The following is a 19,126-nucleotide window of genomic DNA, read 5'->3' as shown; positions in this document are numbered from 1 at the left end:
CCAAAAAAAAATACCATGAGAAAAAATATAGTAGCTGGAAACTGGAAAATGAACTGCGATTTACCGCAAACAACAGACCTCATTAATGATTTAAAAAAAGGTCTTTTAAAGGATGTTAATTGCGAATTGATGATCGCTCCATCGCACCCATTCTTATACCATGCATTTAATAGTACGACCGATACAGTAATAGAAGTAGTGGCGCAAAACGTATGTGAAGCTCTAAATGGCGCTTATACAGGAGAGGTTTCTGTAGATATGTTAGATAGCATAGGAATTAAAACAGTGATTATAGGTCACTCGGAGCGCAGAGATATTTATGGAGAAACGGACGAACTAATCGCTGCCAAAACTATAACGGCTCTTGAAAAAGGCATGCGAGTGATCTTTTGTTGTGGAGAACACTTAGAACAACGCAAAGCTGGTAACCACTTTGAAACGGTTACTCAACAAATTGAAAAAGGACTTTTTGGCCTTACTTCAAAGCAAATGGAAAAGGTGGTTGTTGCTTATGAGCCAGTATGGGCAATAGGTACTGGAGAAACCGCAAGTCCAGAACAAGCACAAGAAATGCATGCACATTTGCGTTCTTTTATAGAATCAAAATTTGGAAAGGAAACCGCAAACAACACCAGTATCCTTTACGGTGGTAGCGTAAAACCTGCAAATGCTGCAGAGATTTTTGCAAAACCAGATGTAGATGGAGGTCTTGTAGGTGGCGCGTCACTAGACGCACAATCCTTCCTCGATATTGCGAATGCATTTTAAAAACTTATTTTCACTCCTATTCCTGACCATAAGCTCACTAGTAGTAGGTCAGACGGAGTATGGTATAGAAGTAGCTGCCGCGGCTGAAGAGTTGACTAAAGATCAGGTGATTTATAACGGCAGCTATTTTAATATTCCCTATCCTAATGGAGATGTTCCAAAACCTTATGGGGTTTGTACAGATGTAATCATTAGAACCTACAGGAAGCTTGGAATCGACTTGCAGAAGGAAGTTCATGAGGATATGAAAGCTCATTTCTCTAAATATCCGCAAAAATGGGGATTGAAGAAAACAGATACCAATATCGATCACAGAAGGGTACCTAATTTGCGTACTTTTTTCACCAGTAAAGGAACGAGTCTAGTTCTAAGTCAGCAGGCTATAGATTACCTACCTGGTGATGTGGTAAGCTGGGAGTTGAGCAACGGACTGACGCATATAGGGGTGGTTTCCAAAACAAAATCAAAAGACCAAAAACGCTATTTAATGGTGCATAATATAGGCGCTGGACAAGTCCTAGAAGATTGCCTATTTCATTTTAATATTACAGGACATTACCGATATGGAAAATAGTACAACCGATCAAATTTATGTGGAATACAGTTTTAAACTAACCCCACAACAACCTTGGAATGATGTGCTGATGGCACAACTGGGCGAGGTAGGTTTTGAGAGTTTTATAGATACAGAAGATGGGATCAAGGCCTATGTGTTACAATCTCTGGATAGTGAGCATATACTCGATACAGTAGATCTTATGGATAATGACTTATGTGATATCGCTTTCGCGAAAGCGGATATGCCAGCAACCAATTGGAATGAAGAATGGGAAAAGAATTTTGATCCCATTACAGTGAATAACCGATGTGAAGTACGCGCACCATTTCATAAGGCCAGCGGTGTCGAATTTGATATTGTTATAGAGCCAAAGATGAGTTTTGGTACAGGACACCATCAGACCACGCACATGATGATCCAGCATTTATTAGAAGAAAATGTTGCAGGTCTGGATGTACTGGATATGGGTAGCGGTACCGGAGTGTTAGGTATTCTAGCTCAAATGCGAGGCGCTGCGGCAGTGGACGCTATAGATATTGATACTTGGTGTTATGAAAATGCACAGGAGAATGTAGAGCGCAATAAAATGGATAAGGTAAACGTCATCTTAGGAGGAGCAGAGCAGCTGGCAGGAAAATCTTATGACTTTATCATTGCAAATATCAACAGAAATATATTACTTCAAGATATACCAGTATATGCTAAAAGTTTAAAAAGTGGTGGCACGATACTTTTCAGTGGTTTTTACGAAGATGATTTAGAACACATCAAAAACAAGTGTAATGAGTGTGGTATTGTTTACGACTCACATCTCAAGAAAGATAATTGGATAGCTGCTAAGATGTTGAAAGGATAACTTTAACGTTATAGTTGATTTTTTTTAAATGGATTTGTTTTAAATTTAAACCTATGAAATGGAGCACACAAGAACAAGTACTTCCAGAATTGGAAATGGAAGTCTTGGAGCAAAAGGAAAATAAAATTGTCCTTTTTAATGATGAAGTAAACACATTTGATCACGTCATAGATATGCTGGTGGCAGCATGTGATCACACACCTATACAAGCAGAGCAATGTTCTCTTATAGTTCACTATAAAGGAAAATGTAATGTGAAGTCAGGAGATTACGATGATTTAGAGCCGCGTTGCACCGCTTTATTAGAAGCTGGATTAACCGCTGAGATTCAATAGAGATTTTGCTTTCCCCTTTTTATTCCATTATGGATAAAACATAAATGCCTGCTCTAAGTAGGCATTTTGGGTATAAGGAATTTTTAACTAAGCTTTAAAAGCCAGCGAGTTGCTCAAAAAAGGCGCCTATCTTTTTTTGCCTGTCCACCAAGTGAATTTCTATAATCCAATGACGCTCCTCTCCTTGAGCATCTGTCTCATTCATAGGAGTATGATTTTCTGGATGTATGTAATTTGTTTTTACTTCTGTTTCTAATTTTTCATGAGGAAAGTGACCTATCAAATGACCAGCTATAGGACCACCAAATTCCCAGTCATGACCTTCAGCTAGCTCGACACAAAAGGTGTATAACTGTGCGCCAGTAATTGTAGGGTTGTTTTTAAAGTGCTCATTAGCCATCAACCATAGCTTTTCTGAATCTTCAGCCAGTTGTTTTTTATAAGGATCAGATCCAATAACGTAAGTTCTACCATAGTCTGCCTCCCAGTGTTCAAGGATAGGGCCGAAGTCTATAAAAACAATATCATCTTCTTTAATAACTAAGTCCGGCGGATTCTCATCATAAGGATGTAGTGTGTTTTCTCCAGCCCTTACAATACGTTTGTGCCAGTATTTTTGAATACCAAATAATTCATCAGCCAGTTCAAAGATGTTTGTGTTGATCTCTTTTTCTGTCCTGCCGGTTTGTATGAGCTGTCTTTTTTCAATTTCTCGAAATAACAATGCGGCTTTTTCTTCTGCTTTTTGAAGTTCTTCTAAGATAATAGTCATCAGGTAAAAATACTATTCAAGAAGGAATTGACAATATGTTCTTGTGTTTATATGTAAGCTATTTCTTGTTCCATAGCAGCAGCTATGATCAGTAGAGTAAAGCAGTCATATTTAATAACGGGTTAGTTTAACACTTTTAGAGTTTCAAAGGAGTAGTTAGTCCTCAATCTTGATAATACGTTCCTGTTTATTGTAAAATAATTGATTTAGGGTGGTTGTATATTAAAAAATATATTGTTAATTAAAACTATCAATATCATATATTAATAGTAATACTATTATATTTGCGTCTTAATAAAACGCAATGCAAACACTTCTCAAAAATCTTAAAGTAGAGATCAATGATAAATTATACGTCAAAGACCCTGGGAGTTCTGACCTAGGCAAACGCATCCTTAGTTGTAGTATAGAGATGATTTATGAATTGGGCTTTGAACAATTCACCTTCAAAAAGCTTGGGCTTGCGATTAAATCTAATGAAAGTTCTATTTACAGGTATTTTGAAAATAAACATAAACTATTACTTTACCTTACTTCATGGTATTGGAGCTGGCTGGAATATCAATTAGTTCTTCAAACGTTGACATTGTCCTCTCCTAAAGATAAATTGAATAGAGCCATCGAGATTTTAACTCAAGAAGTGACACAAGACTCTGACTTCAGTCATATAAATGAAGTGCTATTAAATAAAATTATTATTGCAGAGTACTCCAAATCCTATTTAACTAAAGAAGTGGATACCGAAAATAAAGAAGGTTATTTTGCGGTGTATAAACGATTGGTTTTGAGGCTCAAGGACATGATTAAAGAAGTAAATCCTGTTTATGCTTTCCCTTCCTCCTTAAGCAGTATGATCATACAAGGAGCCTTGCATCAACACTTTTTAAAAGATCATTTTGCAGCCATTACAGATTGTAATAGTACGACATCACCGACCTCTTATTTTTTAAATCTCGTAGATCAACTTATTATATCAAATGAAAGAAAATAAAAATATACTCACCGCATGGCAGCGCCTCATCAGCATGCTCGAGTTGGACAAAAAAGATATTAGACAGATCTTTTATTATGCCATTTTTGCCGGTTTAGTAGGTCTTTCCTTGCCTTTAGGGATTCAGGCGATTATTAACTTGATTCAAGGAGCCCAAATCAGCACCTCCTGGATTCTATTAGTAGTATTAGTTACTTTAGGTGTGGCTTTTGGTGGGGTATTGCAAATTATGCAAATAAGAATTACGGAGAACATTCAACAAAAGATATTTACAAGGTCTTCTTTTGACTTTGCTTACCGATTTCCAAAAATCAAGATGAGTGCCTTGCGAGGTTTTTATCCGCCAGAATTAGCTAATAGATTTTTTGATACCCTTACCATACAAAAGAGTTTATCTAAATTACTAGTAGACTACCCTACAGCGATTTTACAAATTATATTTGGTTTATTACTCTTGTCGTTCTACCACCCATTCTTTATTATTTATGGAGCGTTATTAGTGGCCTTAGCCTTTTTTCTGTTCAAATACACTGCTGAAAAAGGTTTGAAAACCAGTTTATTAGAGTCTAAAAGCAAGTATAAAGTGGCGCACTGGCTTCAAGAAATTGCGAGATCACTCATCAGTTTCAAACTTTCTGGAATTACAAATCACGCCGTGGATAAGAACGATGTGTTAGTGTCGGAATACTTGAAGTATAGAGAGCAGCATTTTAAAGTGCTGATTACACAAGGGATTCAACTGATAGGTTTTAAAGTATTGATTACGGCAGGACTTCTCATTATAGGAGGATTGCTAGTGCTGAGTCAAGAAATGAATATTGGACAATTTGTAGCAGCAGAGCTTATTATTTTGATCATCATAGGAGCTGTGGAGAAAATTATATCTGGTTTAGAGTCATTTTACGATATATTAACTTCCTTAGAGAAATTAGCCCAAGTAGTAGATAAAGAGTTGGAACCTCAATTAGGAGAGCATCCTTTTAATAAGGAACAAAATTTTCATGTAGAACTCGATCAAGTAACTTTTACAGTTCCAGAAAGAACAAGGCCTATATTAGATGACATCTCACTAAAAATTTCTGAAACATGTACCATACTTATAAATGGTACTAACGGCAGTGGTAAAGCTACTTTATTACGACTTATCGCTGGAATTATAGAGCCTACTCAAGGAAGTATTTATGTAAACAATTCAAATTTAAGAGGTCTCGACCTTAATTATTACCGAGCAAACTTAGGTCAGTCCTTAACAGAAGAAACACCTTTTGAAGGTACCTTAAGGGACAATATCACCTTTGGAGATAAAAGTATTGCCGATGAGCGTATTTATTGGTCCCTTGAAAAAGTAGGTCTGATTAATTATCTTAAAAAACTACCTATGGGATTGGATACGGTTATTTTTCCAGAAGGAAAAGAATTGAGCTATACGGTTGGAAAAAAAATCGTCCTTGCCCGCAGTATCGTTAGACATCCGAAAATGCTTATTTTAAAAGATCCGTTGGACCAGTTTGAAGAAGAAGAAGCGACTAGGATCATGGAGTTTCTTACAGATCCTTCTAATGGATGGTCACTAGTTGTAGTTAGTCAGAATAAGGAATGGAGAAAACGTTGTAGTAGGTTAATAACATTGCACAACGGTAAATTAATTTTAGATCAATAATTATGCTTAACATATCTAAAAACGAGCTCAAAGATCAACTTAATTTGAATAATTTCAATGCAGGTAGAAAGGTATTGAAACGCAAGCATTATAAGTATTTCAATAGATTTTTAGGTGGATTTGCCCTCTTTGCTATTATTTTGATGTTTTTGCCGTGGACTCAAAATATTAGTGGGAATGGTTTTGTAACCACCTTAACTCCAGATCAACGTCCACTTACCTTACAATCTCCTATAGCAGGACGTATTGTAGAATGGTATGTAAAAGAAGGGGACCGGGTGACAAAAGGGGATACGGTATTGAAAATAAGCGAGGTAAAAAGTGAGTACTTTGATCCTAACTTGGTAAATCGTACCGGTCAACAAATTGACGCAAAAGCGGCAAGTGTAGAATCTTATCGAGAAAAAATAGGAGCTTTAGACAATCAAATAGTGGCCCTTGCTGGTGAAAGAGAATTAAAACTAAGCCAGGCGAGAAACAAACTCATCCAGTCCCAGCTCAAAATAGTACAAGACAGTATCGATCTTCAAGCGGCCAAAAATGACGAGAAAATTGCTCAGACACAATTAACACGTACCGAAACTTTAGAAAAAGAAGGTTTTAAGTCTACGGCAGATGTGGAAGAGAAAAACCTGAAGGCAAGAACGACTATGGCAAAGGCTATTTCTCAACAACAAAAACTACTACAAAGCAGAAATGAGTTAATCAATTCAGAGATCGAGTTGAACCGCATCAGACAAGAATATGCAGAAAAGATTGCAAAAGCAAAGGGCGATCAGTTCTCAGCACAATCCAGTCAGTTAGATGTAGAAGCGCAAGTCAGTAAACTAGAAACAGATCGCACCAATTATCAAATTAGGAATGACCTCTATTTTGTAACCGCTCCACAAGACGGATTTATCAATAAAGCTATTTTAGGCGGTATTGGTGAGACCTTTAAAGATGGCGAGCCTTTGATCAACATCATGCCTGCAAATTATGATCTTGCGGTAGAAACCTTTGTCGAGCCTATTGACTTGCCATTGATTCACTTAGGAGAAGAGGTTCGGGTACAATTTGACGGTTGGCCAGCTATAGTTTTCTCTGGATGGCCTAATGCGTCTTATGGAACTTATGGCGCAAAAGTTATTGCGGTAGAAACTTTTATAACCGAGAGTAAGGGAAAGTATCGCATACTATTAGCTCCTGACGAGAAAGATCATACGTGGCCAGATGCATTGCGTCCAGGTTCTGGTGCTCGTACTATAGCTTTGTTAGAAGATGTGCCTATCTGGTATGAATTATGGCGTAGACTTAATGGTTTTCCGCCCAATTACTACTTGCCTGAAACTACTAAAAAAGATAAGAATGAGAAGAAGTAACACCTTTTCACATGCTGTTATCCTATGTATGTTTTTAGTTTCTATGAGTTTAGTGGCGGTTCCGCTTTCGCGAAAGCAAGACCAACAACAAACCCCTCAAACTTTATCTCAGGACACGACAATAATGAGCTTGAGAGAATTTCTAGGTTATGTAAAAAAGTTCCACCCCGTAGTAAAGCAAGCGGGACTTTTAGTAGATCAAGGCCAAGCGCAATTGCTAAAAGCTCGTGGTGGTTTTGACCCAAAAATCGAAGTAGATTACGATCGTAAAGATTTTAAAGGCACTGAATATTACGATGAGTTGCGAGGTGCTTTTAAGATTCCGACTTGGTATGGTGTGGAATTTAAAGCTGGAGCAGAGCGCAATGAAGGAGCCTTTCTAAATCCGTCACTCAATGTTCCAGAAGATGGATTGTACAGTGCGGGAGTTAGTGTGCAATTAGGTCAAGGATTGTGGATCAATGACCGTATGGCCACCTTGAGAAAAGCAAAATTGTTCAGGCAGCAAACACAATCTGAAAGAGATTTACTGGTTAATGCCGTTTTATATGACGCCACAGAAGTCTATTTTGAATGGTGGCAAGCAGCCCAAGAAAAAGAACTGTTTCAAGGAATTTTAAAAAATGCTCAGATACGCCTTAACGGTATCAAGCGCAGTGTAGAAACTGGTGATAAAGCTGTCATCGATTCTGTAGAAGCTCGTATTGCCGTAAAGAAAAGATTGCTAGGATTTGAACAAGCAAAGATTGATTTCATCAAAAAAAGATTGGAACTTTCCAATTATTTATGGTTGGACGACATTCCTGTAGAATTACAAGAAACGGTTATTCCAGAAAAGGATCTGATTTCCCAAATTGATGCAGCCTTAGAAATAATGGGACAGTCACTAGATTTATTTACGGTAGAAAATCACCCTAAAATACTGGCATTGCGACTTAAAATGGACCAGTTGGATGTCGAACGACAACTTAAAGGCAATAAGTTATTGCCTAAAATAGAAGCCAGTTATGATGCCATATCTCCAGAATGGGATACTGGTAATTCTCTCCAATTGAGTAATTATAAAGCAGGTTTATCCTTTTCTATGCCCTTGTTTTTGAGAAAGGAACGCGGGGATTTAAAACTTGCACAAATCAAATTACAAGATGCAGAATATGATGTACTAGCGACTTCGCTCGCCATAGAAAATAAGGTGAAAACTATTTTTAATGAGATCGATTCATATCTCCTACAAAATAATATCACTCAAGAGATAGAACAAGATTCCAGGCTTATGCTCACTGCCGAAGAACGCAAATTTGAGTTGGGAGACAGCTCCCTTTTCTTGATCAACGCTAGAGAAACTAAGTTGATAGAAGCAAGTCTTAAAAAACTAGAAGTAGGAGTGAAGTTGTTGAGTTCTAAAGCAAGGCTTTTTAACAGTCTGGCCTTAGTTCCACAGAATTTATAAGATCTTTAGTCTAATTTTTTTGTACTCTGACTAGTCAGTCTATTCAACTCCGTGAGTTCTTCTGTAGTTAAATCTCTGTAAGTACCATGTGGTACGTCTAGAGAGACATTCATAATACGTATGCGTTTTAACTTAGTTACTCGGTATTCCAAGTGCTCACACATGCGGCGTATTTGTCTGTTAAGCCCTTGTGTAAGAACTATTCTAAAGGTTTTACGACCTATTTGTTCTACTTCACATTCTTTAGTTACCGTATCAAGTATAGGGATTCCTGAGCGCATTTTTTGAAGAAAACTTTCGGTAACACTGCGGTCTACGGTGACAATGTACTCCTTACCGTGATTGTTACGAGAGCGTAAGATTTTGTTGACGATATCACCGTCGTTAGTAAGGAAAATAAGTCCTTCACTCATCTTATCCAGTCTTCCTATTGGGAAAATACGCGTTGGATAATTGATGTACTCGATAATATTGTCTTTTTCTACTCTGGTATCTGTGGTACAAACAATACCCACTGGTTTGTTAAAGGCAATGTAAACCGGTTTTTCTTTTTTCTTAGAAATAGATTCACCATCTACAGCCACGGCATCATCGGGCATGACTTTAGTTCCCATTTCTGGAACCTTCCCGTTGATAGTGACACGCTCTTGCTCAATGAGTTTGTCTGCAGCGCGGCGGGAACAAAATCCTTGTTCACTTAAGTATTTATTAATGCGTATTCCAGTAGTTTCTGACATATTGCAAAGGTAGGATTTTGATCCTTATGATGCATTCCCCTATAGGAGACTTTATGCATGCTAAACGATTAATAAATTATATGTTTTTCTTTTCATTATAAACATATTGCAATGGGGTCATAATCTTCAATCGTCTCCTTGGCCGCATGCTTTTAAAAGATGTCCTTGTGATTTTATCAAGATAATTATTAAAAAAGAAATCTGTGATTTTGAAAAGAGCTGGTAACTAAATGAGATCACTTTGTAACTAATTGAATTTTTGGGCTACCTATAATCATAACTATCATTATGGAAACGAATCAAAATCAGGAAAATCAACAGCGCCCATCTGATTTTTCTCAGCAACAAAAACAATACCAACAGCCTTATTACCAGTATATGCCTACTGATAATTTAAGCACTTTTGCGACCCTGCATTTGGTAAAGGGAATCTTGACGATTTTATTTTCGTTATTCTTCTTACTCTATATGTTTGTAGGTACTGCCTTGACATTTGGATCTATGAATCACGGTCAGGACATGCCATTTCATCCAGGGAATATTTTTATTATTATAGGAGCAGTGGGATTTATAATTACCGTTAGCATTGGTATTTTAACTTTATTAGCTGGAAAATATATTAAGGAGCGACGCAATTATAATTTTATTTTTGCCATCGCCATAATCAATTGTATCACCGGTATCTTGGGAGTTCTTCTAGGTGTTTTTACCATTCTGGATTTAAATAAACCTCACGTAAAGGCACAATTTGAACCGGGTTATGATCCGCAAAATCCTTTTGGGCAACACTCTTAGAAAAAGAGTGCTGCTATCCTGCCTACCTATAAGCATAGCGAGAAAGTAAAATGATACTAGTTATGGTATTCTATAATTAGTATCGCTGGAATGTCTATAATTATAAGTGCTATTCATTAATATAAAAGAGGATAGCAGTACCTTTGCCATCTATAATAAAAAGAACCATGACTTTAGAACAATTCTTAACTGCTATCTTATTTAAAGACCTTGACTACAAGGTTACTGAAGAAGGCGTACAGGTATTCTCATCAGACGCTTTTAGAGAGGTTATCGAGAGAAGTATGAAAAATGGAGTAGGTATTTATCGTGTACTCGTATGGAAAAATGATGAGGTAGAAGAAATCCTTACACACGAGCAATTTCTTAAAAAAGCAACCGACTTAAGATGGGCTAAGACTGCTTATTTCAAATTCAGCAGAGAAGACGCCACTTATGAGTTTAGTGGAGAGTTCAAAGTGTCTGAAAAATTATTGGAAAGGGCAGCCTTATTTGTTCCTAAGGTCAAGAAAAAAGACGAAGAAGAGGAGTAAGTATTTCAACTCATACATCAAAAAAAATCCAACTCAAAAAGCTGGATTTTTTTTGTTTTAAAGGAAGTCATCGATAGACTCCTATTTATTTGTGCTACAAGTCATTACTTCACAATATCCCTCATGATTTTTAAGTGATGCTGGGTGTGAATCCTCATAAACTTAATCGCATCATTCAGATTTAAACACCCAAAAAGCGGATGTCTAAAGTGGTTGTTTTTTGATAAGTCGTTGAGGTTTTTTTTTGCTTCTTTAATTTTCTCAAGGGCAGAAAACAACTCTTCTTCTGAAATTTTGCCTGCAGGTATAGTTTGCTTAGGTGCGCGACCTTTTCCTCGCGGAATAAAGCCTGTTGTCATGATCATCAACTTAGGCAACGAGAACTTAGGTTGGTAATCTTCTGGATTAGAGTTGGTCAAAGCTTTTAAAATGGCATGCAATACCTGTAAACTGTGATCCAGATGCCAGTACGTGCCTTTATTGGAAACCTTAGGGTTGAATTGGTCACCCTTTTTAATAAAAGAGACTAATTCGCTTAATTGTTTATTCAATTTAGAGGACATAACAGAAAAGCACTTAATTATTAATACACTTTTAAAATGATCACATCTTGATCTTGAAACCTAATGACTTCACCTGTTTTTTTACCTTTCAATGCTTGACCTATAGGGGAAGATAATGATATCGCAAAACAGTCCATTTCATTCACGGAAAGTTTACCCATTCCAGCAGCTACATAGAATAAACCAGTAGGCAATAGAACTAATGCTCCAGGTTCTATCTGTTGGCATTCTTTATCTGGATCGATACGTAGCAATTGATCGAGGATTTTAGAAGTTTCAGCACGTTGCCTTTTGTAGAGCTCTTCTTCATTTTGAATCATGGCTCTACCGGTTTCATACTTATCTCCAGCACTACTTTTTGTTTCATTACGCTTAGCGTCCATTAAGGAGTCTAGGTTTTTTTCAATAGTTGTTAATCGTTCCCCCACTGTTTCAAGACAGTGCGTATTGATGGTTTTTTTAAATTCTGGGTAATTGATCCTATTCATAAAATGCGCTATTATGGTAAATATAGAATAAAAAAAGTCCCGCCGAAGAGCGAGACTTTTTAAAATTTTGGAGATATTTTAGTTACATAGGTCGTATCACAATATCTAAAGTATGAATGACTCCATTGACAGCAGTAACATTTGTAGCAGTTATGTTGGCTTGCGTCATCTGTGCATCAGTGATGACAATGCCAGACATGGTGTCTATAGAAAAGGTTCCTGCGGTAATAGGATCAATTACGAGTCCATTACTGATATCTCCAGAGCGTATGCGTTCGTTTCCTACTACATGATATAATAAGATATCGGTTAGATTGGTCAGGTCAAGAATGTCTTGTAGGTTAGTAAGACCGTCCATAGGATCTAAGGCTATTAAAGCTTGAAACCCATCGTCTGTAGGAGCAAACAAAGTAAATGGATCTTGCATGGTCCCATTTGTATTGGATAAAGTGATTTCTAATCCTTGTTGTAAAAGTGCGGTTTCTAGATTACTAAATTCTGGATTTGCAGCAATTAGAGTGGCTATAGTAGGTAAGTCTAAAACTCCGTCAATAATATGAACCACTCCATTATCTACCTCAATATCAGCTTGTGTTACATGGGCACTGCCGTTTAATACAACCGGAGTAGTAGCCTCTATAAATAAGTCTAGAGCTTCCACTTCTTCATCTTTACCTAGAGTTTTTACATAACCAGTACTTAATAAATCGCTAGTTACCTCAGCATTAATAACGTGGTATAGTAAAATGGCTCTTAACTCTGCTATAGGAACTGCTTCAATATTGGCATAACCGTTTGCCGTAAAATACTGATTGAAAGCCGCATTATTAGGAGCAAAAACGGTATAGGTTCCTTGTGAATCTAATGTCGCGTCCAGACCTGTTTGTATCAATGCCGTATTGAGAATACTCAAATCGGTGTTGGTTTCTGTCAAGTCGTATGCAGAGTTATTAGGATCTATGATATTCCCATTATCATCTGCATCTTCACATGAAATAAATACGATGGTGACTAGTGCAAGTGCTGCAACAGTATATTTTTTAAAAGCAGTCTTCATTTCTTTTCTTTTTCAAGTTGCAAAATAACGAAAACAAACTATTTAAATTGTTTATAAGGCCTTCAAAACAGGAAGTTATTTGATAGATAAATTACTTTCCACAATAAGAAAAATCTAATCAGTTGGCAACTTTTATCGACTGCTCTTATCGTATTTTTGCAGTATGGCAAAAGTAGTAGTAGGACTTTCTGGTGGCGTAGACTCTAGCGTTGCTGCATATTTATTAAAAGAACAAGGTCACGAGGTTATCGGTTTGTTTATGAAAAACTGGCACGATGATACCGTGACTATAAGCGATGAGTGTCCGTGGTTAGAAGATTCTAATGATGCGATGCTGGTCGCAGATAAGTTGGGGATTCCATTTCAGACGGTAGATTTAAGCAATCAATATAAGGAGCGCATTGTAGATTATATGTTTGACGAGTACGCTCGTGGGCGCACACCTAATCCAGATGTGCTTTGCAATCGCGAGATCAAGTTTGATGTCTTTATGGATATTGCCTTAGAACTAGGTGCTGATTTTGTAGCAACAGGTCATTACTGCCAGAAAACAACAAGTATAGAAAACGGTCAAGAAATACATCATTTGATAGGTGGTGCAGACACAAATAAGGATCAAAGCTATTTTTTGTGTCAGGTTTCTCAAAAACAACTCGCCAAAACGCTCTTTCCAATAGGTCATTTACAGAAACCTCAAGTGAGAGAAATAGCCGCTGCTCAGAATTTAATTACTGCTGGTAAAAAGGATTCTCAAGGATTGTGTTTTATAGGAAAAGTACGACTACCAGATTTTTTACAACAGCAATTGAAACCTAAACTCGGCGATATTGTGGAAATTGCTGCGCAAACCAGTCGCGAGAAGATGCTAGAACTTGTTCCTGTAAAAGATGCTGGCCGGGATAATGAACTGGTAACGCTTTCGCGAAAGCGGAAATACCATCCAACAGAAGGAAAAAAAGTTGGACAACATCAAGGGGCGCATTATTTTACACGTGGACAGCGTAAAGGACTCGCTGTAGGAGGAACGCCAGAGCCGCTTTTTGTCATTGAAACAGACGTGATTACCAATACGATTTATGTAGGTCAAGGAAAAAAACATCCAGGATTATACAGACGCGGACTTTTTGTGACAGCCGCCGAAACACACTGGATCAGAGAAGATCTAGAGATAGAAATAGGAAGTACTCTAGAAGTAATGGCACGTATACGTTACCGTCAGACTTTGGAGAAAGCGACATTGCATCGTACAGAAAATGGGCTGTACGTTATTTTTGATGACGAGCAAAGTGCCATTTCTCCAGGACAATTTGTGGCTTGGTATCAAGATAATGAGTGTTTAGGTTCTGGAGTAATTGCTTAGAAAATGAACTCGAACTTGAACTTGAATTCGAACTTGAATCCACTCTAAAATGTCAGTATAAAGAAAATAACGGTCCTTTCCTTTGGAAAGGATTTAGGATAGGACACAGAACTCGAAACCGAACTCGAACTCGAACCCACTCTCAAAAGCCAGTATAAAGAAAACAGCGGTCCTTTCCTTTGGAAAGGATTTAGGATAGGACAGAGAACTTGAACTCGAACCCGAACTCGAACCCGAACCCACTCTCAAAAGCCAGTATAAAGAAAATAACGGTCCTTTCCTTTGGAAAGGATTTAGGATAGGACACAGAACTCGAACTTGAACTTGAACTCGAACCCGAACCCACTCTCAAAAGCCAGTATAAAGAAAATAACGGTCCTTTCCTTTGGAAAGGATTTAGGATAGGACACAGAACTTGAACTTGAATTCGAACTTGAATCCACTCTCAAAAGCCAGTATAAAGAAAACAGCGGTCCTTTCCTTTGGAAAGGATTTAGGATAGGCCAGAGAACTTGAACTTGAACTTGAATTCGAACTTGAACCCACTCTAAAAAGCAAGTATAAAGAAAATAACGGTCCTTTCCTTTGGAAAGGATTTAGGATAGTACACAGAACTCGAACTCGAACTTGAATCCACTCTAAAAAGCAAGTATAAAGAAAATAACGGTCCTTTCCTTTGGAAAGGATTTAGGATAGGCCAGAGAAGTTGAAGTTGAATTCGAACTTGAACCCACTCTAAAATGTCAGTATAAAGAAAATAACGGTCCTTTCCTTTGGAAAGGATTTAGGATAGGCCAGAGAGCTTGAACTCGAACTCGAACTTGAATCCACTCTAAAATGTCAGTATAAAGAAAATAACGGTCCTTTCCTTTGGAAAGGATTTAGGATAGGACACAGAACTCGAACTCAAACTCGAACTGGAATCTACTCTCAAAAGCAAGTTTAAAGAAAATAACGGTCCTTTCCTTTGGAAAGGATTTAGGATAGGCCAGAGAAGTTGAAGTTGAATTCGAACTTGAAAAAACGATTAAAAGCCTTCCCTTGAGGGAAGGTTGGGATGGGTGTTGCGATGTTTATTGGATGGGAATGTATGAAATGAAAAACCGAGAAAGTATAAACAGATTCCGCATCAAGTGCGGAATGACAAGACACAAATAGATTCTGCATCAAGAGCGGAATGACAATTAAAAGAATAGCTTCCACCCTTTAGGGTTGGGGAAAGAAGCGGTAAAATGAACTTGAACTCGAACCCACTCTAAAATGTCAGTATAAAGAAAATAACGGTCCTTTCTAGAGGAAAAAATATAGGATAAAAATTTCGTAAATTTAAAGCCTATGAAAAACCTGTTGTTTTTAGTTGTTGGTTTAATAACGAGCTTGGCCAGTGCCCAAGATTTTCACGCTTGGATTTACTTTGCTGATAAACCCAATACGGTGGCGTCACTTACCAACCCACAGAGTATTTTAACTCAAAGATCACTAGACCGAAAAGCCAGGCACAGCATTCCTATAGACGATAGAGATATGCCTGTAAATCAGTTGTATGTCGCACAGATCAAAGCCCAACCGGGAATCACTTACAAAGCCCAGTCCAAATGGTTCAATTGCGTACATGTGGTAGGAACTACTACCCATATTGATGCGCTAGCAAATCTCGCTTTTGTGTCCAGCATCGATTACGCCGACCCTACAAAAAGTGCCTCTAGAAGTTATCGAGATAAGTTTGCTCAGACAGTCACCACACCACTGGCTTATGGTACGGCAACAAATCAAATACAAATGATAGGTCTAGACGATTTGCATAATACAGGAAATACAGGTTCTGGTATGCTCATTGCCGTGACTGATTCTGGCTTTCCCAATGTAGATGTCAATACGGGTTTTGCGCAATTGCGCACTAGCAATGGCATTGCTGGCGGTTGGGATTTTGTAGATCGAGATGCGACTATTTATGAAGACCACTATCACGGAGCAAGAGTATTGAGCGTGATGGCTGGAAATGACCCTGGTAACTTTGAAGGAACAGCACCAGATGCCCGATATCATTTATTCCGTACAGAAGAAGCCTTACAAGAAACTCCAGCAGAAATGTCTTATTGGGTGCAAGCCGCAGAGCGTGCAGATTCTCTTGGTGTTGATGTGATCAATGTATCTCTAGGTTATTTAGATTTTGACAACACCGCCGAAAGCCTCGATTATCAAGATATGAACGGTATCACAGCCTTTATTTCCCGAGGAACTAATGTTGCTTTTCAGAAAGGAATTGTAGTGGTTACCAGCGCAGGAAACTCAGGTAATAGCAATCTTCATCCCTACAATGCTGCCCCGGCAGATGCGTTGGGAGCATTTTCTATAGGCGCTGTGACTGCCACAGAAGTAAAATCAAGTTTTTCCAGTATCGGCCCCACGGTAGATGGTCGCATACGTCCTGATATTGCCGCCCAAGGAAGCGCTACGGCAACTATAGACGAATCTGGGAATCTGGTAGCTACAAGTGGCACCTCTTTTAGCGCACCATTGATTAGTGGTTCGGTAGCTTGTTTGATGCAAGCCTTCCCCAACCTTACACCTCAACAAATAGTCGATGCCGTGCGAGCCAGTGCTCATCAAGCCATGACTCCAGATAATTTGTTGGGTTATGGAATTCCTGATTTTGGAGCCGCACAACAAACCTTAAGTACGACCAGTTTCAATGCTCAGGATTTTAATTATTATGTAAAAGATAAAGAGTTGATTTTCAATACCGCTCCAGGCGAAAACGTCACCTCTTTCCAACTCTACAACTTACAAGGACAACTCGTTTTTGAACAATCAGCACTACAAGATGATCGTATAGACCTCCATCAAGTTGCTGCCGGGTTCTATCTTTTTAGAATTGATCAAAAAGAGACTACCTACAAAGTGGTGGTTCGATAGTTGTAACAATTACTTTTTATAAACAAGCATAGCAGATATTCTTAGAAATAAACTATTTACTACCGACTATTAGTTCAAATGACTCTCAGTCGAAGCCTTTCCTTTAAGCCGAAGGGAAAAATATCAGGAAGCGATAGCGACGGACGAAAAGGGTTTGGCGCGATGCATTTACCCATGGAATATTCTTAAATTTGCATCAAGTTTAAATTCAAGCAATCACCTTCATGCCACAAAATTCCATCACAAAATTATTCAATATTAAATACCCTATCATTCAAGGCGGGATGATTTGGGCAAGTGGACATAAATTAGTCACCGCAGTAAGCAACGCTGGTGGGTTGGGTTTAATAGGAGCAGGCTCCATGTACCCTGAGGTATTGAGAGAACACATCCAAAAAACAAAAGCGGGAACAGATAAGCCTTATGGTGTCAACGTACCCTTGTTGTATACGGATCTTGAAGAAATTCTAGAAATTATCATTGAAGAAAAAGTGCCGATTGTTTTTACTAGTGCAGGAAATCCTAAGACCTACACCAAACGATTAAAGGATGCTGGTATTACGGTAGTTCATGTAGTGAGTTCGGTAAAATTTGCCTTAAAGTCACAAGAAGCTGGAGTAGATGCGGTGGTTGCCGAAGGTTTTGAAGCTGGCGGACATAACGGCAGAGAAGAGTCGACCACCTTGACCTTAATTCCACAAGTGGCAAAAGCAATTGATATTCCACTGATCGCCGCCGGCGGAATTGCTACCGGTCGAGGAATGCTTGCGGCAATGATTCTAGGCGCAGATGGAGTACAAGTAGGAAGCAGATTTGTCGCGACAAATGAAGCAAGCAGTCACATTAATTTTAAAAAGGCTGTTGTAGAAGCTGCGGAAGGAGCAACGCATTTGACATTGAAAGAACTGGCTCCAGTAAGAATGATGCGTAATAAATTTTGGAACGATGTTCAAGAGTTGTACAAAACAGCACCCACTCCAGAGGCATTAAAAACACTTTTAGGAAGAGCAAGAGCTAAAAAAGGAATGTTTGAAGGTGATATGAACGACGGCGAACTTGAGATAGGACAAGTTTCAGGATTAATAGATGACATTATTCCAGCGGCTCAAGTAGTAAAAGATATGGTTGCTGAATACGAGGAGGCAAGAAAAGAACTTCTAAATAAATCCCTTGATGGCTAGAGTACAAACCGACCTAGAAGAGGTTTGGAATGTTATTACTCATGGGATTGGGTTTCTACTTTTTATAGGGATAAGCATTGGGCTATTTACAAATGCAGATTGGTCTATAGATTATATGTTAGCGGCACTTTTAGTGTATTGCTCATCCCAACTTTTCTTGTATGTATCATCAACGTCTTACCACAGAGCAAAAGAAGGAGTTTTAAAATTTAAACTTAGAAAACTGGACCATATTTCTATTTATGGTTCTATAGCTGGAACTTACACACCAGTTTGTTTGATTACTTTAGAATCCTCTAGCGGATGGTATATTTTAGCTGCCGTTTGGGGAGTCGCAATATTTGGTACGATTTGGAAATTGTTCTTTACAGGAAAGTTTGAAGCCTTTTCCAGTGTATTGTACTTGGTGATGGGATGGATGATTGTCTTTGACCTTCAGACCTTAAGCGATGCCTTTACTTTTTTACAGATGAATCTCTTAATTTCAGGAGGTATTTTCTTTACGGTAGGGATCGTATTTTATGTGTGGAATAAACTGTATTTCAATCACGTGATCTGGCACCTATTTGTGTTAGGAGGAAGCCTGAGTCATGCTGCTATGGTTTGGTTTGTGGTGAGTGGAGTTTAAATATTTTTTTACCATCCATCGACACATAAAGGTTATTTACCGTCAGTTATATGTGGTTTGAACTAAATTAGGTCGTGATTTTTCTTTTAATTACTCATCTTTAATGAAATTCATTC

At 38.1% G+C, this 19,126-nt stretch carries 19 protein-coding genes; 14 read left to right on the top strand and 5 right to left on the bottom strand.

All coding sequences use genetic code 11. The annotated features are described in order from the left end of the window. Positions 1–15: 15 nt before the first annotated feature. Genes tpiA through CW736_RS00410 form a run of 4 tightly spaced genes read left to right on the top strand, consistent with a single transcriptional unit; the run spans position 16 to position 2,518 of the window. Positions 16–768 (top strand): triose-phosphate isomerase, encoded by a 753-nt coding sequence (tpiA, locus tag CW736_RS00425; RefSeq protein WP_101012036.1) that lies wholly within the window; start codon positions 16–18, stop codon positions 766–768. Then, positions 758–1,342, top strand: coding sequence for a DUF1287 domain-containing protein (locus CW736_RS00420; RefSeq protein WP_101012035.1), 585 nt, complete (start codon positions 758–760; stop codon positions 1,340–1,342). Before tpiA ends, CW736_RS00420 begins: the two co-directional genes overlap by 11 nt. Further along, a complete protein-coding gene (gene prmA / locus CW736_RS00415) occupies positions 1,332–2,183 on the top strand; it encodes a 50S ribosomal protein L11 methyltransferase (protein ID WP_101012034.1) in 852 nt (283 codons plus the stop codon). The genes CW736_RS00420 and prmA overlap by 11 nt, the downstream gene beginning before the upstream one ends. Before the next feature lie 53 nt (positions 2,184–2,236). Next, positions 2,237–2,518: an ATP-dependent Clp protease adaptor ClpS gene (locus CW736_RS00410; RefSeq protein ID WP_101012033.1), complete on the top strand. Its 282-nt coding sequence runs from the start codon at positions 2,237–2,239 to the stop codon at positions 2,516–2,518. Between the two features lie 94 nt (positions 2,519–2,612). On the opposite strand, the gene CW736_RS00405 is transcribed toward CW736_RS00410, so the two are convergent. After that, positions 2,613–3,290 (bottom strand): M24 family metallopeptidase, encoded by a 678-nt coding sequence (locus CW736_RS00405; RefSeq protein WP_101012032.1) that lies wholly within the window; start codon positions 3,288–3,290, stop codon positions 2,613–2,615. Positions 3,291–3,594: 304 nt separating this feature from the next. On the opposite strand from CW736_RS00405, the gene CW736_RS00400 reads away from it, so the two are divergent. Genes CW736_RS00400 through CW736_RS00385 form a run of 4 tightly spaced genes read left to right on the top strand, consistent with a single transcriptional unit; the run spans position 3,595 to position 8,752 of the window. Beyond that, entirely contained in the window at positions 3,595–4,281 is a 687-nt protein-coding gene (locus CW736_RS00400) for a TetR/AcrR family transcriptional regulator (protein WP_101012031.1), read from the top strand. Next, entirely contained in the window at positions 4,268–5,941 is a 1,674-nt protein-coding gene (locus tag CW736_RS00395) for a peptidase domain-containing ABC transporter (RefSeq protein ID WP_101012030.1), read from the top strand. Before CW736_RS00400 ends, CW736_RS00395 begins: the two co-directional genes overlap by 14 nt. Before the next feature lie 2 nt (positions 5,942–5,943). Beyond that, on the top strand, positions 5,944–7,302 hold the full coding sequence (locus tag CW736_RS00390) for an HlyD family secretion protein (protein ID WP_101012029.1): 1,359 nt from the start codon (positions 5,944–5,946) through the stop codon (positions 7,300–7,302). Beyond that, complete coding sequence (locus tag CW736_RS00385; protein ID WP_101012028.1) at positions 7,289–8,752, top strand: TolC family protein; 1,464 nt, start codon at positions 7,289–7,291, stop codon at positions 8,750–8,752. Before CW736_RS00390 ends, CW736_RS00385 begins: the two co-directional genes overlap by 14 nt. 5 nt (positions 8,753–8,757) lie before the next feature. On the opposite strand, the gene rluF is transcribed toward CW736_RS00385, so the two are convergent. Beyond that, positions 8,758–9,489: a 23S rRNA pseudouridine(2604) synthase RluF gene (gene rluF / locus CW736_RS00380; protein WP_101012027.1), complete on the bottom strand. Its 732-nt coding sequence runs from the start codon at positions 9,487–9,489 to the stop codon at positions 8,758–8,760. Positions 9,490–9,777: 288 nt separating this feature from the next. On the opposite strand from rluF, the gene CW736_RS00375 reads away from it, so the two are divergent. Together CW736_RS00375 and CW736_RS00370 are read left to right on the top strand one after the other, a co-directional pair. Further along, on the top strand, positions 9,778–10,284 hold the full coding sequence (locus tag CW736_RS00375) for a hypothetical protein (RefSeq protein WP_101012026.1): 507 nt from the start codon (positions 9,778–9,780) through the stop codon (positions 10,282–10,284). Between the two features lie 167 nt (positions 10,285–10,451). Then, a complete protein-coding gene (locus CW736_RS00370) occupies positions 10,452–10,817 on the top strand; it encodes a hypothetical protein (RefSeq protein ID WP_101012025.1) in 366 nt (121 codons plus the stop codon). 104 nt (positions 10,818–10,921) lie between these two features. Here the strand turns inward: CW736_RS00370 and CW736_RS00365 are convergent, their stop codons facing one another. From CW736_RS00365 to CW736_RS00355, 3 genes are all read right to left on the bottom strand, one after another. Then, on the bottom strand, positions 10,922–11,380 hold the full coding sequence (locus tag CW736_RS00365; RefSeq protein ID WP_101012024.1) for a hypothetical protein: 459 nt from the start codon (positions 11,378–11,380) through the stop codon (positions 10,922–10,924). Between the two features lie 20 nt (positions 11,381–11,400). Further along, positions 11,401–11,868 (bottom strand): transcription elongation factor, encoded by a 468-nt coding sequence (locus CW736_RS00360; RefSeq protein WP_101012023.1) that lies wholly within the window; start codon positions 11,866–11,868, stop codon positions 11,401–11,403. A gap of 82 nt (positions 11,869–11,950) precedes the next feature. Further along, positions 11,951–12,925, bottom strand: a complete 975-nt coding sequence (locus tag CW736_RS00355; protein WP_101012022.1) for a fasciclin domain-containing protein — start codon at positions 12,923–12,925, stop codon at positions 11,951–11,953. Between the two features lie 163 nt (positions 12,926–13,088). Here CW736_RS00355 and mnmA point away from each other — a divergent pair, with 163 nt between their 5' ends. From mnmA to trhA, 4 genes are all read left to right on the top strand, one after another. Then, entirely contained in the window at positions 13,089–14,285 is a 1,197-nt protein-coding gene (mnmA, locus tag CW736_RS00350) for a tRNA 2-thiouridine(34) synthase MnmA (protein ID WP_101012021.1), read from the top strand. Positions 14,286–15,620: 1,335 nt separating this feature from the next. Then, positions 15,621–17,201, top strand: coding sequence for a S8 family serine peptidase (locus tag CW736_RS00345; RefSeq protein ID WP_101012020.1), 1,581 nt, complete (start codon positions 15,621–15,623; stop codon positions 17,199–17,201). Positions 17,202–17,425: 224 nt separating this feature from the next. Next, positions 17,426–18,382: an NAD(P)H-dependent flavin oxidoreductase gene (locus tag CW736_RS00340; protein ID WP_101012019.1), complete on the top strand. Its 957-nt coding sequence runs from the start codon at positions 17,426–17,428 to the stop codon at positions 18,380–18,382. Further along, positions 18,375–19,010, top strand: a complete 636-nt coding sequence (trhA, locus tag CW736_RS00335) for a PAQR family membrane homeostasis protein TrhA (protein ID WP_101012018.1) — start codon at positions 18,375–18,377, stop codon at positions 19,008–19,010. Before CW736_RS00340 ends, trhA begins: the two co-directional genes overlap by 8 nt. The last annotated feature ends 116 nt before the right edge of the window (positions 19,011–19,126 follow it).

The sequence above is a fragment of the Nonlabens sp. MB-3u-79 genome (genome assembly GCF_002831625.1).
Taxonomy (GTDB): Bacteria; Bacteroidota; Bacteroidia; order Flavobacteriales; family Flavobacteriaceae; genus Nonlabens.
Note: the sequence above shows the minus strand (reverse complement) of the source record. Positions and strands in the feature narration are given on the sequence as shown.